General features: G+C 38.9%; 16 protein-coding genes. 12 read left to right on the forward strand and 4 right to left on the reverse strand.

Annotation, left to right across the window (positions count from 1 at the left end):
• Positions 1-21 precede the first annotated feature (21 nt).
• The 5 genes from MKY27_RS04095 to MKY27_RS04115 all read left to right on the forward strand — a co-directional run bounded on the left by MKY27_RS04095 (position 22) and on the right by MKY27_RS04115 (position 4,852).
• Positions 22-1,962 (forward strand): cytochrome c oxidase subunit I, encoded by a 1,941-nt coding sequence (locus tag MKY27_RS04095; protein ID WP_339175418.1) that lies wholly within the window; start codon positions 22-24, stop codon positions 1,960-1,962.
• Positions 1,962-2,588 carry a cytochrome (ubi)quinol oxidase subunit III gene (locus MKY27_RS04100; RefSeq protein WP_339175419.1) on the forward strand — a complete coding sequence of 209 codons (627 nt, stop codon included), beginning with the start codon at positions 1,962-1,964 and terminating at the stop codon, positions 2,586-2,588. Before MKY27_RS04095 ends, MKY27_RS04100 begins: the two co-directional genes overlap by 1 nt.
• 1 nt (position 2,589) lies before the next feature.
• A complete protein-coding gene (locus MKY27_RS04105; protein ID WP_339175420.1) occupies positions 2,590-2,937 on the forward strand; it encodes a cytochrome C oxidase subunit IV family protein in 348 nt (115 codons plus the stop codon).
• Positions 2,938-3,393: 456 nt separating this feature from the next.
• The gene (ctaG, locus tag MKY27_RS04110; protein ID WP_339175421.1) at positions 3,394-4,305 is read left to right on the forward strand and encodes a cytochrome c oxidase assembly factor CtaG; all 912 of its coding nucleotides are present in this window, start codon (positions 3,394-3,396) and stop codon (positions 4,303-4,305) included.
• A gap of 85 nt (positions 4,306-4,390) precedes the next feature.
• Positions 4,391-4,852 (forward strand): DUF420 domain-containing protein, encoded by a 462-nt coding sequence (locus tag MKY27_RS04115; protein ID WP_339175422.1) that lies wholly within the window; start codon positions 4,391-4,393, stop codon positions 4,850-4,852.
• A gap of 82 nt (positions 4,853-4,934) precedes the next feature.
• Here the strand turns inward: MKY27_RS04115 and MKY27_RS04120 are convergent, their stop codons facing one another.
• A complete protein-coding gene (locus tag MKY27_RS04120; RefSeq protein WP_008403436.1) occupies positions 4,935-5,291 on the reverse strand; it encodes a YugN family protein in 357 nt (118 codons plus the stop codon).
• A gap of 148 nt (positions 5,292-5,439) precedes the next feature.
• Here MKY27_RS04120 and MKY27_RS04125 point away from each other — a divergent pair, with 148 nt between their 5' ends.
• Genes MKY27_RS04125 through MKY27_RS04135 form a run of 3 tightly spaced genes read left to right on the forward strand, consistent with a single transcriptional unit; the run spans position 5,440 to position 8,539 of the window.
• Positions 5,440-6,489: a CAP-associated domain-containing protein gene (locus MKY27_RS04125; RefSeq protein WP_339197991.1), complete on the forward strand. Its 1,050-nt coding sequence runs from the start codon at positions 5,440-5,442 to the stop codon at positions 6,487-6,489.
• A gap of 55 nt (positions 6,490-6,544) precedes the next feature.
• On the forward strand, positions 6,545-8,044 hold the full coding sequence (locus MKY27_RS04130) for a UDP-N-acetylmuramoyl-L-alanyl-D-glutamate--2,6-diaminopimelate ligase (RefSeq protein WP_339197993.1): 1,500 nt from the start codon (positions 6,545-6,547) through the stop codon (positions 8,042-8,044).
• A 48-nt stretch (positions 8,045-8,092) separates the two neighbouring features.
• Positions 8,093-8,539, forward strand: a complete 447-nt coding sequence (locus MKY27_RS04135) for a YlbF family regulator (protein ID WP_339197995.1) — start codon at positions 8,093-8,095, stop codon at positions 8,537-8,539.
• A 43-nt stretch (positions 8,540-8,582) separates the two neighbouring features.
• Here the strand turns inward: MKY27_RS04135 and MKY27_RS04140 are convergent, their stop codons facing one another.
• Positions 8,583-9,491 carry a glycerophosphodiester phosphodiesterase family protein gene (locus MKY27_RS04140; protein WP_339197997.1) on the reverse strand — a complete coding sequence of 303 codons (909 nt, stop codon included), beginning with the start codon at positions 9,489-9,491 and terminating at the stop codon, positions 8,583-8,585.
• Positions 9,492-9,767: 276 nt separating this feature from the next.
• Here MKY27_RS04140 and MKY27_RS04145 point away from each other — a divergent pair, with 276 nt between their 5' ends.
• Positions 9,768-10,040, forward strand: a complete 273-nt coding sequence (locus MKY27_RS04145; RefSeq protein ID WP_008403430.1) for a YlbG family protein — start codon at positions 9,768-9,770, stop codon at positions 10,038-10,040.
• Between the two features lie 7 nt (positions 10,041-10,047).
• Here the strand turns inward: MKY27_RS04145 and MKY27_RS04150 are convergent, their stop codons facing one another.
• Positions 10,048-10,437 carry a methylthioribose kinase gene (locus MKY27_RS04150; protein WP_339175430.1) on the reverse strand — a complete coding sequence of 130 codons (390 nt, stop codon included), beginning with the start codon at positions 10,435-10,437 and terminating at the stop codon, positions 10,048-10,050.
• 52 nt (positions 10,438-10,489) lie between these two features.
• On the opposite strand from MKY27_RS04150, the gene MKY27_RS04155 reads away from it, so the two are divergent.
• Genes MKY27_RS04155 through coaD form a run of 3 tightly spaced genes read left to right on the forward strand, consistent with a single transcriptional unit; the run spans position 10,490 to position 12,986 of the window.
• Positions 10,490-11,899: an RNA polymerase II gene (locus tag MKY27_RS04155; protein WP_339197999.1), complete on the forward strand. Its 1,410-nt coding sequence runs from the start codon at positions 10,490-10,492 to the stop codon at positions 11,897-11,899.
• A 32-nt stretch (positions 11,900-11,931) separates the two neighbouring features.
• Positions 11,932-12,504 carry a 16S rRNA (guanine(966)-N(2))-methyltransferase RsmD gene (gene rsmD, locus MKY27_RS04160; RefSeq protein ID WP_339198001.1) on the forward strand — a complete coding sequence of 191 codons (573 nt, stop codon included), beginning with the start codon at positions 11,932-11,934 and terminating at the stop codon, positions 12,502-12,504.
• On the forward strand, positions 12,501-12,986 hold the full coding sequence (gene coaD / locus MKY27_RS04165; RefSeq protein ID WP_339198003.1) for a pantetheine-phosphate adenylyltransferase: 486 nt from the start codon (positions 12,501-12,503) through the stop codon (positions 12,984-12,986). The genes rsmD and coaD overlap by 4 nt, the downstream gene beginning before the upstream one ends.
• 125 nt (positions 12,987-13,111) lie before the next feature.
• On the opposite strand, the gene MKY27_RS04170 is transcribed toward coaD, so the two are convergent.
• A complete protein-coding gene (locus MKY27_RS04170) occupies positions 13,112-13,990 on the reverse strand; it encodes a hypothetical protein (RefSeq protein WP_339176573.1) in 879 nt (292 codons plus the stop codon).
• Between the last annotated feature and the right edge of the window lie 192 nt (positions 13,991-14,182).

A 14,182-nucleotide genomic window follows, 5' to 3' on the forward strand; every position in this document is an offset into this window, starting at 1 on the left:
ACATTGAAGGAGGTTAAAGGTGTGAGCTCTGTTACACAGAAAAAGGGCTTTGGAGCACATGTATGGGACTATTTAACAACGGTCGATCATAAAAAGATCGCAATCATGTATTTAGCAGCCGGTACATTGTTCTTCGCAATTGCAGGATTTGAAGCGTTACTGATGCGTATTCAATTAATGTTCCCTGAAAGTACGTTCATTTCTGCAGGCCTGTTTAACGAACTATTAACAATGCACGGCACAACGATGCTATTCTTAGCAGCAACACCAATAATATTTGCCTTTATGAATGCGGTCGTGCCACTTCAAATTGGAGCACGTGACGTTGCATTCCCATTCCTGAACTCATTAGGATTTTGGCTGTTCTTTATTGGTGCAGTATTCCTTCACCTATCATTCTTTTTAGGTGGAGCACCTGATGCAGGTTGGACTTCTTATGCATCATTATCTTTATATTCACCGGGCCATGGTATCGACTTCTATATTCTTGGTCTGCAAATCTCGGGTGCAGGTACGTTAATTTCAGGTATTAACTTCATCGTAACAATCATTACGATGCGTGCACCAGGTATGACGTTCATGCGTATGCCTTTATTTACTTGGACGACTTTAGTAGCAAGTTCTTTAATTTTATTCGCATTCCCTCCACTTACTGGTGGATTGTTCTTAATGTTAGTTGACCGTATGTTTGGGGCAAACTTCTTCGATCATACAATGGGTGGTAATACAATTATTTGGGAGCACTTATTCTGGATTTTCGGTCACCCTGAAGTATACATCTTAGTATTGCCGGCATTCGGTTTATTCTCGGAAATTATTCCGGTTTTCGCTCGTAAACGTTTATTCGGATACTCATCAATGGTATTCGCTACAATTCTAATCGGTTTCTTAGGGTTCATGGTATGGGCCCACCACATGTTCACAGTTGGTTTAGGTGCTACTGCGAACGCAATTTTCGCTGTTGCTACAATGGCGATCGCTGTTCCGACTGGGATGAAAGTATTCAACTGGATCCTTACAATTTGGGGCGGTTCGATTAAAGTAACAGTGCCAATGCTTTATGCACTTGGATTTATTCCATCATTCGTTGCTGGTGGGGTTACAGGGGTAATGCAGGCAACTGCACCACTTGACTATCAGCTGCATGACTCTTACTTTATCGTTGCGCATTTCCACTACGTAATCGTAGGTGGTATCGTAACAGGTTTATTCGGTTCAGCACATTTCTACTGGCCAATTATGTTTAACCGTGCATTAAATCCTAAACTGGGAATGATTACTTTCTGGATGTTCTTCATCGGGTTCCACTTAACGTTCTTCATCCAGCATTTCTTAGGATTAATGGGTATGCCGCGTCGTGTATTCACTTACATGGAAGGGCAAGGTTGGGATTTATTCAACTTTATCTCGTCAATCGGTGCTATTATGATGGGAATCGGGGTAATATTATTAGTAATCGACGCAATATTATCGATCAAATCTGAACCGGTTAACCGTCGTGATTACTGGGGCGATGGTCGTTCACTTGAGTGGGCGCTTGAAACACCGCTGCCATTCTATAACTTTAAACAAACACCACTTATTCGTGGTTATGATCCTTATTGGATTGAAAAAGAAGAAGGTAATAAAGAAGGTATGGTTTATGCTGAGCCATTAGGTGAAATTCATATGCCAAACAATTCAATTCTGCCATTTATTATGTCAATCGGAATGATGATTGCCGCATTTGGTGCTCTTTACAGCCCATGGGGAGATCAAGTACAGGCTGGTACAGCTACAGGTACAACACCTGCCGTTTCTTTAGCATTGATGATTGGTGGTCTTGGATTAACAATCGCATGTATGATTATTCGTTCGTTCAAAGACGATTTAGGATTCCATGTAACAGTTGCTGAAATTGAACAAGTGGAAGCGGATTTAGCTCACTACCGTGCAACAGGTAATAAAGGGGGCATCAAGTAATGGATATTAATCAAAAATTTACTCCACAAACTTGGCCGAAACACCCTGAACAAGCTACTATGGAAGGGAAAAACAAGTTAGTTGGACTTTGGATTTTCCTGGCATCGGATACAGTACTATTCGCGAGTGTATTTGCTACATATATCGCGCTTAAAGATAGCGGTCCGGCAGGGATGGAATTCTCGGCAAAAGAACTTTATGAGTTACCGTTGGCGTTTGTGATGACAATGTTATTATTAACATCTTCATTAACATCTGTATATGCGATGTACCATATGAGAAACTTTAACTACTCCGGTGTCCGTACTTGGATGGGGATTACAGTATTATTAGGCTTAGGCTTCCTTGCACTGGAAATCTATGAATTCCAGCACTATATACACATTGGGTTTGGTTATACACAATCGGCGTTCTCTTCTGCGTTCTTTACGCTCGTAGGAATGCACGGTTTGCACGTTATTATCGGTTTAGTTTGGATTACGGGATTAATCATCCGCAATAGTAGCCGTGGATTGAACTTATACAACGCACCGAAGTTCTTTGCAGCTTCACTTTACTGGCACTTCATTGACGTTGTATGGGTATTCATTTTCACAGTAGTCTATCTGATGGGAGTGGTTGGATAAAATGGGACACGAAACTCATGTAGAAGTACGTACTCAGGCACAATTCGAATATGACAGAGAACATGCCAAAGCGCATATGCGTAAACAAGTAGTAAACTTTGCGATCATGATTTTCCTGACTTTTATCGCATTTGCCGCTGTACTGGCTGATTTTGCTCCAACATTTATCATTCCGATTATTTTATTATTGGCTGGAGTACAAGTAGTACTGCAACTTTATGCTTTTATGCACTTGGAAGACCGCACTACCCATATGGTTGGTGTCATTGAATTCTTCATCTGGAGTGCTGCCTTCATCGCGTTTACGTTCTTCGTGGCGTTTACAACTATTATTTGGTGGGGGAACTAATCGCATAACAATTGACGTCCTTAGCAAATGCTAGGGGCGTTTTTTGTTTAGCAGGTATGTTGGTAGCCAAACAGGAGCTGTTTGTAACAGGGATGCCAGACTTCTTTGGAAAGCGAACTTCCACAGCGGAACCCAAAGGACAATATGTAAGAGGGAAATAACGTAAAACTGCTTTTATTTATAGTAATGTCTAACCTATATAGAAAATACATGTTTGATTCAAGTAATTGTCATAGTTCTTTCATTGATGTTGGTGAAATTGCCATCTATAATAAAGTGAAAGTATTATTAGTGGGGTTTTCTTTATTTTCCACTATTTAGTAGGGACATAAGCTGAAAACGTCTTGTCCTGTGACAAAGCTTGTGCGACCAACATCGTGTTGACCCGAACCAGTCTGGCTTTTACTACCCGTTAATGCGGGATTAAATTACTGATATTTAAAGGAGCATGGTCATATGCCAATAAGTATATTCGGTTTTCAAGCATTATGGAGCCCATATTTATTCGGGTGTTTACTAATTGTAACGGCGTTCTATTTTTTACTGACTGTTACATGGCGAGAAAAATTTAAAGTAAGTGAACCATTAAAGAAAAGTGAAGCAGCTTATTTTATAGCAGGAATCATTTCTTTTTATATAATTAAAGGATCTCCAATTGATTTGCTTGGTCATATTATGTTTACAATGCATATGACGCAAATGGCCTTTTTACTATTATTGGTGCCGATCTTCTTTATAAAAGGAATTCCTTGGTGGGTTTGGAAAGTGGTTGTGGAAGCCCCGGTAATGCGAACGATTTTTAAAATTTTCACTAAACCGCTCGTATCTATCATCGTTTTTATTGGCTTATTTTCGGTCTATCATTTACCATCTGTATTTGACACGATTAAATTAAATGAAGTATACCATCTTGCTTACACAGCGATTCTGTTTATTTCAGCTATTTTTATGTACTGGCCATTATTGAATAATGTTGATGGACAGCATGAAATGAAGAATATGAATAAATTGGCGTATATTGCTTCGAATGCAGTATTAATCACACCAGCCTGTGCGCTTATTATATTTGCTTCGAGCCCGATGTACGGTACATACAGTGATAGTGACATGTGGCTGAAGGCAATGGAATTATGTGTTCCTTCCTCTACATTATCAGGACTTACATTATCAGGTCCTGAGCTGTTCTCGAGTATGGATTTATTAAGTGATCAGCAAGTCGGCGGCGTATTGATGAAAATTATTCAGGAAATCATATTTGGGGTTATTTTGTTTAAAATTTTCCGTAAGTGGTGGAATACCGAGCGCTCGAATCAGCAGGAAATTACAGATAATGCTTTAAAAGAGTTTCAAAATAGAACACAGTACTAATGAAATGATAGACTGGTTACAATTGGAGCAATCAACATAAGGATGTTGTTCATATTGATTATTAAGAAAGAATGGAGATTTGCAAATGAATTTACCTATATTACCCACAATAAGCACGTCATTTATTGTTATTAGTGCAGTGCTTGTAGCGATTGGATGGGTATTGATCGCAAAGCGGAATGTAGAAGCACATAGAAAAGTAATGTTGGCAGCTGGTGTTTCAGCTTTGGCATTCTTTATCATTTATGTATCACGTACGCTATTTATTGGGAATACGGCCTTCGGTGGACCGGATGAACTGAAAATATATTACACAATCTTTTTAGTTTTCCATATTACATTAGCGACAGTTGGGGCAGTATTCGGTCTGACAAGCATAATTTCAGGCCTTAAATCCAATCTGAAATTACACCGCAAAATTGGTGCGATTACAAGTATTATTTGGTTTTTCGTAGCGATTACCGGGGTTATTGTATATTCACTGCTTTATGTAATTTATGAAGGCGGCGAAACGACGTCAGTCTTTAAAGCAATTTTAGGATTTTAAATTGAAGGCTTCCTATTCTTGATATAGGGAGCCTTTTTTGCAAATAAAAAAAGCTGGGTTGGATTGCCAGCTTTTAAAGGGATTAAATACCGTATGCTGATAGCTCTCTGCGAACATCTGCCAGTACTTTTTCACATTCTTTTACAAGATGTCCCGGGAATACTTCATCTGTGTATTCAACACCGTGTGGATAATAGTATTTTCCAATTGCAGGTTTGTTGATATTTAAAGTTGCATTATGTGCGCCTACATCACCTGATACTGCATTACAAAAAACACGTAAATAAAAACGACCTTCACGTACATCATAGCAGCGGTCAAATGTCATTCGGTCATAGTCCCATGCACCGTGGCATTCTAAGCCGAATTTGCCCATTACTGTCGTTAAAACTTCTTGGTCAACTTTAACATGTTCGAGTTGTGTGTTTTCAAAATACATTTCTATATCCTCCCTTTGCCTATCGTACATAAGTTTACGGTCAATTCTAATAATAGAACAAAATGGTAATTGATGCAATGACAACATTGTGTCATAGTGTCCAAAATTGGTATAATTATACTACCTAAAATAATGGTGGAGGATTTTAATGAAAGTTTTATTTCGCATATTAATTATTGCAACTTGTATCGGGATTATCGTTTATTATACAAATGGGGAGTCCTCGCAAACCGAATTATTGGAAGGCCCGCCGAGCATTACGAAACCGGTAGTCGAACTGGAACCTTCCATGCCTACTGAACAGTTTCTTCCGCGGCCGGTTACAGGTATTTCTACATTAATAGGTAAAACTTCGAAGGATGTATTGGAAGCCTATAGTATCCCGAAGCGAATCGATCCGTCGGAATATGGGTATGAATGGTGGATTTATGATACGGATAATGGACTGTTAATGGTCAGTATAAAGGAAGACCGTGTAAATCAGATTTATACAAATAATAGTCAATTCGATATTGCACCGTTCCAAGTCGGAGAGCTATTGGACGATATTTATCGTACGACAGTATTGGGACAGGAAATAACCGTTGAGCTCGATGATAATATTTATATGTTTGCAATGAATGAACAAGATTTACATAATCGTATTTTAGTAAAATATGAGGATCTTTACGCTCAATTATACATAGATCAAGAAACGAATCAATTATACAGTGTCCGTTTTCTAGATGGGGAAACACTCGTATTACATAAGCCGTATGAGATGCAGTTTATAGGAGAGCTTTTTGAAGCAAGCACACCGTCAAGCTATCAGCAAATCGATATTAATTTGGCCCACAGAAGACAATTGACGGAATTGGCAAATTCCTTGCGGTTGCAATACGAATTGCCAGCATTACTCCCTTCAGACTCGCTCGCTTCAGTGGCGGATTATCATAGTGAACATATGCTTTTAGGAATGATGGATTCCCAAGTAACAAATGATGAATATAAGATTGAAGACCAGTTGAATGAAGTACACCAGAATTATGAACGCCACGGTGTTAATGTGGCATCAAATTATAAAGATGCCATTGAGGTGATACATGGCTGGATGAACTCGAAGGAACACCGGACATTGCTTACGGATGAGGAGTTTACGCATATCGGATCCGGGGCTTTTATGAATTACTATACACAGCTGTATGTGAAACAAAAATAAAAATTAAAAATTAAACGCTGCGATATGTAGCGTTTTTTTTTTGTCTTCATAAAGTATGGTAAGGAGTGAAACCGTGCAAATTGGAGAATTGATTAAAGATTGGCCGTGCACTATGAAGGGCTCCATTAGAGTGGAAATAAAACGAGTGGAAGACGATGCGAATCTTATTGCGCCCGGAGATGCTTTTATTGCAAGGAAGGGAAATAAGTCGAGTGGTATTTCGTATATTGACAGCGCTTTGGAAAAGGGTGCTGCAGCAATTGTAGTAGATGATGAAAATTACTTTAATGAAGCCGATTTACCTGTACCGATTATTTGGGTACCGAATTGTTTGAGTTTTATCGCCTATGCGAGTGCAAAAATTTATAATTTCCCCGCAGAAGCACTAACCGTGATTGGGGTAACAGGCACAAACGGTAAAACAACTGTTACACATTTTATCGGACAAATTTTAAATCAGTTGGATAAGCGGGCTATGGTAATCGGTACGAACGGTGTTTTTATCGACCAGGAAAAATGTTATCCGGAAATGGAAGCACTGACAACATTGCAGGCGAAAAATATTCAGTTTTTGTTTAAAGAGGCGATTCGTCTCGATGTACCTTACGTTGTTCTGGAAGCTTCATCCGTTGGTCTGGAAAAACATCGTCTGGATCATTGTGATATTGATATCGGTATTTTCTTGAATGTGACAGAAGATCACATTGAGGACCATGGTAGTTTTGAACGCTACAAACTATCCAAGCAGATTTTATCGACCTTGGCGAAAAAAAATATTATCAACAGTGATGACAGTGTTTGTCGTTCCATTGGTTTAGCGACAAAAGGCAAACGTATTTTTTTCGGCAAGGGAAGCCATGTCGACTACTTTTTCCAAACGCTAGTTGACGGACCAGCATCAACGACTTGTTGTATTCAGCATAAGAAAGAGAAGCATATAGTGAACATCCCGTTAGTAGGTGACTATCAGTGCAGTAACGTACTTGCGGCAGTAAGCTGTGTTGCACAGCTCGGTTTTCCGTTAAGTGATATATGCAATACTATCGGAAATCTAGTATTGCCTGAAGGTCGGTTTGAGCATGTGAAAAACCAGTTAGGCTTATCGATCGTCGTCGATTATGCCCATACACCGGATGCGATGAAAATGATTCTGCAAACTTTGAAAAAACATACAAAGCGCCGGTTAATTGTCATGTTTAGCTGTGGTGGTAACCGAGATAAGGCAAAACGCCCGAAAATGGGAATGATTGCTTCCATTTATGCGGATTATATTATTTTAACAACAGATAATGCACGCAATGAAAGTCCGCAGCAGATCAATAAGCAAATCCGTGAAGGCTTTTCTTCTACCCAGGAGTATATTGAATGCCTTAACCGGAAAGAAGCGATTGAGCACGCACTTAATTATGCGGAAGAAGGCGATACAATCGTACTGTTAGGAAAAGGTCATGAAAAAACACAGCAAATCGGTGACAAACAAAAATACTTTTCCGATTTAGTATTTGTTCGGGAAATGGTAAGACAATTGGAAAAGCGTCGGTTGAACAATCATTGATTTTCCCTTCAATTCTGTTATGATAAAGTGAGATTGGAGGAATAAACAATGCTCATGACTTCTGATTGGGTTTTTATTTTAGATGAGGTCGATGAATTAAATGCGATGATCCTTTCCTCTGAGCAAGCCGAAAACCTTCGTCTTGCGAAAAAGGCAGTTTACGAGGATGCGGAATTAAGCGCACAAATTATGGCCTTTCAACGATTAAAAGACCAATATGAGGATGTACAACGCTTTGGCAAATACCATCCTGATTACAATATAATTATGAAAAAAATTCGAACAGAAAAGCGTCTGATCGATATGAATGAACAAATTGCGGCACTCAAAGTGGCGGAAAATGATTTTCAGGATTTACTTGATGAAATCAGCCTTCTTGTCGGCCATTCCGTTTCGGAAGCTGTCAAAGTTCCGGTAAGCAATCCGTTTTTTGCGAGCAGTTCTTCCTGCGGCAGCGGATGCGGCACAGGCGGCGGTTGTTCGTGTTCAGCTTAATGTAATAAAAAAGCTCCCGAAAATTTTCGGGAGCTTTTGTTTGTTATTGCGATACTTTTTGGATGAGTACTTCTGCGATATCCGGACGGTTTGTCACAATCCCCATTGCCCCTTGTCGGATGACACGGTTCATTGTTACAAGATCATCGATATCACTGTAAATTGTCGGTACATTAAGTTCCGATAAAAACTTAATAAAGCGCGGTGAGTCATAATTGAAAACACCCTGTTTCAGTGGAACGATGAACAAGTCCACTTTTGGGTGATACAGATGACCGAATTGGCTTGTAAATGACGTCATTGCCTTCTTAATATCGCCTTCACCGGCACCAAGAGCGATACGGTTTTGCGCATATAAGTTGAAGCGGTCGATTTGTTCGCTATACGGACTTGTCACGATTACCTGGTATTGAATATTCAATTCTTCAATTAAGCGCCATAGTTTAGAAGGCATTAAACTACCTTCATATGTGTCTGGACTATCTTGAATGTTTACGATAAATAGTTTATCTGGATAAGTTTCGATTAATTGGCGTAATGTCACGGCAAGTACATGCTGTTCTCTGTATGGGAAAGCACCTTCTAAATCTTCAAAGTTGTAGCCGATATTGAGTTCTTTTAATTGTTCAAGTGTAAAATCTTTAATAAAGCCAGAGCCATTTGTTGTGCGGTCTACCGTTGCATCATGAAAAGCGACAATTTCTTCATCTTTTGAAAGGCGTACACTTACTGTAAAGCCATCCACACCGATTTCCGCTGCTCGTTCAAAAGCAAGTAACGAATGTTCAGGTGCCAGACCAGCGCCTCCATGTTGTGCGATAATAATTGGACGTTCAAATTGTAATGCTTCTTTTGATTCACGTTTTTGCGGCTTTGAAATCGCTTTTGTTCCTGCCCATACCGCCGCACTAGCCGCCGCGATTGCTAAAGCAACTTTAGTTTTCTTACCCATTAAATTCGTCCTCCTCTAACCGTACATTGTTTCGTTGAAAGCTATGTGCAATAAATGTGTTTTTAAAGCTTAAAATAGTATGAAGTGTATATCTCACTCTACTATTTTCCATTATAACGGAAAAGAAGTGGAACTGTCTAAACTCTGTTGCTAACAATTTGCACATTTGGTATGCTTTTAGTGAAAAAGACGGCTTGAAACTGAAGAAATTTACAGGAATTTGTTGCGTGATTAAGCTGAATATAAATTTTTTTATGAAGAAACGAGGAGTTTTCCATGAATGAAAGACAAGGTTTAATTATATACGTTCATCAATTAAAACATGCGAAGTCGTTAAGGAAGTATGGTCACGTAAATTTCATCTCCAGAAGATTAAAATATGTTGTGATTTATTGTAATCGAGACGAAATCGAAACATTGAAAAATAAAATACAACGCCTTCCATTTGTGAAAGACGTTGTTGAATCATACCGTCCATTTGTTAAAAATGAATTTGAAAATGCAAAGCCGGATAAGGCAAAAGAGTACGATTATAAAATTGGCTTATAATTTTTACTTACTGCATCGGTGGTATGTAACGATTTAATCTTAAAATACCAATTAAGTATTGATAAAACTGATTTTTTTCCGAAAAAACAGATGAGTGTTTAATTTCAAGAATGTTTTCTTGCTGCTTAGCATCTTGAATCGTTTGTTTAAATATCTCAATTCGCTTTGACAGTTTTTCCTCGCTATATGGAATCCCTTCGCGGCAAATATATATTGGCATGAATTTGCTTTCACCTGATGGTTTAAAAGCCACGGCTAACGAAGCGACTGAATTGCCATCATGAGTTGCGGTGAAAATAAATGCGTTATGGAATCGATGCTCATTTGTTTTGACCAGTTCGCAAAGCTCGTATATATCGCCATAGCCTTGACCGAGTTCGATAAATTGTTGAATCATTTTTAGCACATCCTTTCTTTATAATAGTAACATGACGCAGGAGGTCAGGCACTTGAAAATTGCCGTTAGTATTTTTTCATTTTTAACGATACTAATCGGAACTATACTTTTTATGCAGTTCCAAGTTTATTCGGATAATTTGGATTCGACAGAGAAAGGCTATCGTTATTCTCAGGAAATTGAAATAGTGTACCGTGGCGAAAGCCTGGATATTCGTCAGCACTTTAAAAATTTGCCGAACGAAGAACTTATGATTGAATGGCCGAAAACTTCCATTAATCCGGATTGTTTTATAGAAAATGAACATAGCTGTGCACGTTTAAGTGAAGACTCCACAAAGTTTAATGCAGGAGAAACACGGGCACAATCGATTTCCTATGTCATTCCATTAACAGACGGCTTACAGTCCCGTAAGCTGATGAAAAATGTTTTTGCTACATTAAAAAAAGGTGACGTCCAATTCACTACTGTCCATATTTCCACTGGAAAAGAAGTGAAAGGACAATGGGTAACAGGTTTGCCGCTAATCGGTGAACAAAACTTGTCACTAGTCAACTATTCGATGTTTAGCGGGGAAGGTCCTGTAAAAGATCTGTTTTGGCAAGATGGGGACTTTGCGCTGCAAAATGAAGTCGGTGCTGTTTCCATTTATTCAAGAACCCCATTAAAAGCTGCATTTTATGAAAAGCTGGAAAAAGTCAATTTTATAAACGACGAGTATCTTGCAGTCATTAATGGCACGAATGTTGATGGTATAGACGGATTCCGTATGCTTTTTGTACCAGATGCAACCGTTGCGAAGGTGCAGCGAAATATACTGATTACCCAACTTGAAGCAACTTATGAGTTTGGTGACAGTCCGTATTGGCTGAAAGAATTAATGGCCTCCTTTTTAACGGGTACAGTATTTGGTACTGAAAAAACAAAAGAAGTCGCTGCAACAATTACCGGCCAATTAACGGACGGGCAATTGACAGATTGGCGGGAACGTTTACGCGCATTGGAAGGCAAAAAAGTCAGTGGAGAACTACTCGACAAGGAACTGTCTGAAATATTGGGAGCTTCTACGAAATATATTTCGATGAACGCCCAATCAGAAAAGTCCTATCCGTTTTTATATAATGACCCACGGCATCTATATGTCAATTCGGAAAAGCAACCTGCCGTACAAGTCGTACTAAAAGATGGCGAAGTATTGTACGGAGCGGATTTACTGCTTGAATCAATCGGGTATGATGTAAGTATAGGTGAACACGGTTATTATGCCGTAAGTGAAACACGTGAATTCCGATTCCCGCACGAACCGGGTTTTTATGTATTTAATCAGCGACGCTATAATACGGCATCGTTACCTGTAAAACAGGTTGCGGGTCAATATTTCATTGAGGAATCGTGGTTGCAGCGCCTGTTTTTAGTTGACATTAAAAAAACGGAAGACCGGATTGATATTACGGCTCCTTAAAAACGATTTAGTAAGAAAGTTTGGTGGAAAACATGCGCGTTGTTGCAGGAGACAGAAAAGGAATGCCTTTAAAGGCGATTACAGGAAATACAACACGACCGACAACAGATAAAGTAAAGGAATCCATTTTTAATATGATTGGACCATTCTTTAATGGTGGTTTGGCAGTAGACCTATTTGCCGGAAGTGGCGGACTTGGTATCGAGACACTTAGTCGGGGGGCAGACCATGCGCTGTTTATTGAGAAAGATGCACGTGCTTTCCAAGTACTCCAGGAAAATATAAAAACATGCCGTTATGAGAATGTATCTGAACTTTTCCGGACAGATGCGACGCGTGCGGTGAAGGCTTTATTAAAAAGAGATATTGTCATTGACTACTTATTTTTGGATCCGCCATATCACAAAAAGGAATATTATGATTTAGTCGAAACACTTGTTGAGGGCGGGAAATTGGCGCATGATGCAATCATTATGTGCGAGCATTCAACAGAAGTCACGCTGCCGGAAAACTACGGCAGCTTTAACCTTGTAAGACAAGAAGAATACGGCAGTACGATCATTTCTATTTATCGTCATGAAGAGGAAGAGGGAGAAATCGTTTGACAGAAAAAATCGCAGTAGTACCTGGAAGTTTTGATCCGATTACGAATGGTCATATAGATATCATTCGTCGGGCAGCCGATGTTTTTGACACAGTATATGTCGCAGTATTAAATAACTCAGCAAAAAAACCATTGTTCTCAATAGAAGAACGTACAGCCTTAATTAAAGAAGTGACAAAAGATTTGCCGAATATTCGAATCGAAACCTCTTCGGGATTACTGATCGATTATGCCCGTGAAAAGAAAGCGAAAGCCATTGTCCGTGGTTTACGTGCAGTTTCCGACTTTGAATATGAAATGCAGATTACTTCGATGAACCGAGTGCTTGATGAAAATATTGAAACATTTTTCATCATGTCAAAAAATCAGTATTCATTTTTAAGTTCAAGCATTGTAAAAGAAGTAGCCAAATATGGCGGGAATGTAAGTGAACTTGTTCCAGCACATGTTGAACACGCATTAAACGAAAAATTCTCCAAATAAAAAAGAACTTCTGTGAAGGATAATCCCTTACACAGAAGTTCTTTTGTTTTCACAATGGAGCTGGCTGTACCCGCAAAAAAGCGTCCGCCGCAACGGTAATCAATAGACTCCATAAAAAAAACTTCTTATAAAAACAGCAGGAAAAATAAGATCGGAATGACAATGCTGTAAATCAGACGTGTGAAAATATATGGTCGAATCGCAATGTTTGCCGATCGGGCAATTACGATTACCTGAAGATGAATACTTAGACTTTGAGTTGTCAAAAATACAACAGTGAAAAATATGAGCATGTCGCCATATAGTTGCTGGTGCAGTAAATGTAACCCGTTCGTAACTTCGAGAAAGCTGGCAATTCCAATTTCTAAATAGGTAGGAATTGATTTGAAAACCATTTCGACACTATGTAGAAACACTTGATAAATCGTCGTAAAGAAGATGATCGTTGTTGCCACAATTAATATCGTCGGGGCACTTTCCTTGATACTTGACGTAAACGGTGTCGGGTCTTTTGGTGCTCTATGCACTTCCTTCGAAAGCGGAGGAGATAATTTATATACGGCAATGAGTAAAATGAGTGAGAAGCTATGTAATAAAATTAAATATTGCCAGCTGAATGATGTGGAATTTAATAAATCACTTCCGACAAAGCCGAATAAAAATAGCGGGCTTGGACAATGGCAAATACCTAGTAAATAGGCAGCTTGCTGCTTTGTGATCGAATTACGTTTCACGAGTTGCGTAATTGTAGCAGCACCTGTAGGGTACCCCCCGATTGCACTAATTCCGTAGGTTTGCAAAAAAACGAAAAACGGTGAGTTATTATAGGAATGGGTCAATTTTAAAAGCCAAGTTGTTAACACTAAATACGGCAGTAAGTATGGAAATAAAGCTTCCATAAAAAGTGAAACACCAATGTCTGCGCCAACATGTGTCATTTCCGGGAAGAACAATAATAAACTAATTAATGTAATACATAAAAGGATTGTCCAAATATTTTTCATCCTTTTCAATATTTTGTCATTCGCTCGTTCAAATGCTACACTAATTGTATGCAATTGAAGATTAAATTAGTATTTCAAGTAGTCAGAACGTAATTTTCAAGGAACGATTTTTGTTGAGGAATCGTCTTACTATTTGTTAACAGCTTACAAATATTGGTCCGGATACAATTACGATGATGTGAAAGTGATTAA

It is taken from the genome of Solibacillus sp. FSL R5-0449, assembly GCF_037975215.1.
Lineage (GTDB): Bacteria > Bacillota > Bacilli > Bacillales_A > Planococcaceae > Solibacillus.

What these genes read in the sequence shown, in the direction of transcription:
- MKY27_RS04105 (WP_339175420.1), top strand. Translation starts at nt 2,590, where the DNA reads ATGGGACACGAAACTCATGTAGAAGTACGTACTCAGGCACAATTCGAA.
- rsmD (WP_339198001.1), top strand. Translation starts at nt 11,932, where the DNA reads ATGCGCGTTGTTGCAGGAGACAGAAAAGGAATGCCTTTAAAGGCGATT.
- MKY27_RS04100 (WP_339175419.1), top strand. Translation starts at nt 1,962, where the DNA reads ATGGATATTAATCAAAAATTTACTCCACAAACTTGGCCGAAACACCCT.
- MKY27_RS04125 (WP_339197991.1), top strand. Translation starts at nt 5,440, where the DNA reads ATGAAAGTTTTATTTCGCATATTAATTATTGCAACTTGTATCGGGATT.
- MKY27_RS04130 (WP_339197993.1), top strand. Translation starts at nt 6,545, where the DNA reads ATGGTAAGGAGTGAAACCGTGCAAATTGGAGAATTGATTAAAGATTGG.
- MKY27_RS04135 (WP_339197995.1), top strand. Translation starts at nt 8,093, where the DNA reads ATGCTCATGACTTCTGATTGGGTTTTTATTTTAGATGAGGTCGATGAA.
- ctaG (WP_339175421.1), top strand. Translation starts at nt 3,394, where the DNA reads ATGCCAATAAGTATATTCGGTTTTCAAGCATTATGGAGCCCATATTTA.
- MKY27_RS04140 (WP_339197997.1), bottom strand. Translation starts at nt 9,491, where the DNA reads ATGGGTAAGAAAACTAAAGTTGCTTTAGCAATCGCGGCGGCTAGTGCG.
- MKY27_RS04120 (WP_008403436.1), bottom strand. Translation starts at nt 5,291, where the DNA reads ATGTATTTTGAAAACACACAACTCGAACATGTTAAAGTTGACCAAGAA.
- MKY27_RS04145 (WP_008403430.1), top strand. Translation starts at nt 9,768, where the DNA reads ATGAATGAAAGACAAGGTTTAATTATATACGTTCATCAATTAAAACAT.
- MKY27_RS04150 (WP_339175430.1), bottom strand. Translation starts at nt 10,437, where the DNA reads ATGATTCAACAATTTATCGAACTCGGTCAAGGCTATGGCGATATATAC.
- MKY27_RS04115 (WP_339175422.1), top strand. Translation starts at nt 4,391, where the DNA reads ATGAATTTACCTATATTACCCACAATAAGCACGTCATTTATTGTTATT.
- MKY27_RS04170 (WP_339176573.1), bottom strand. Translation starts at nt 13,990, where the DNA reads ATGAAAAATATTTGGACAATCCTTTTATGTATTACATTAATTAGTTTA.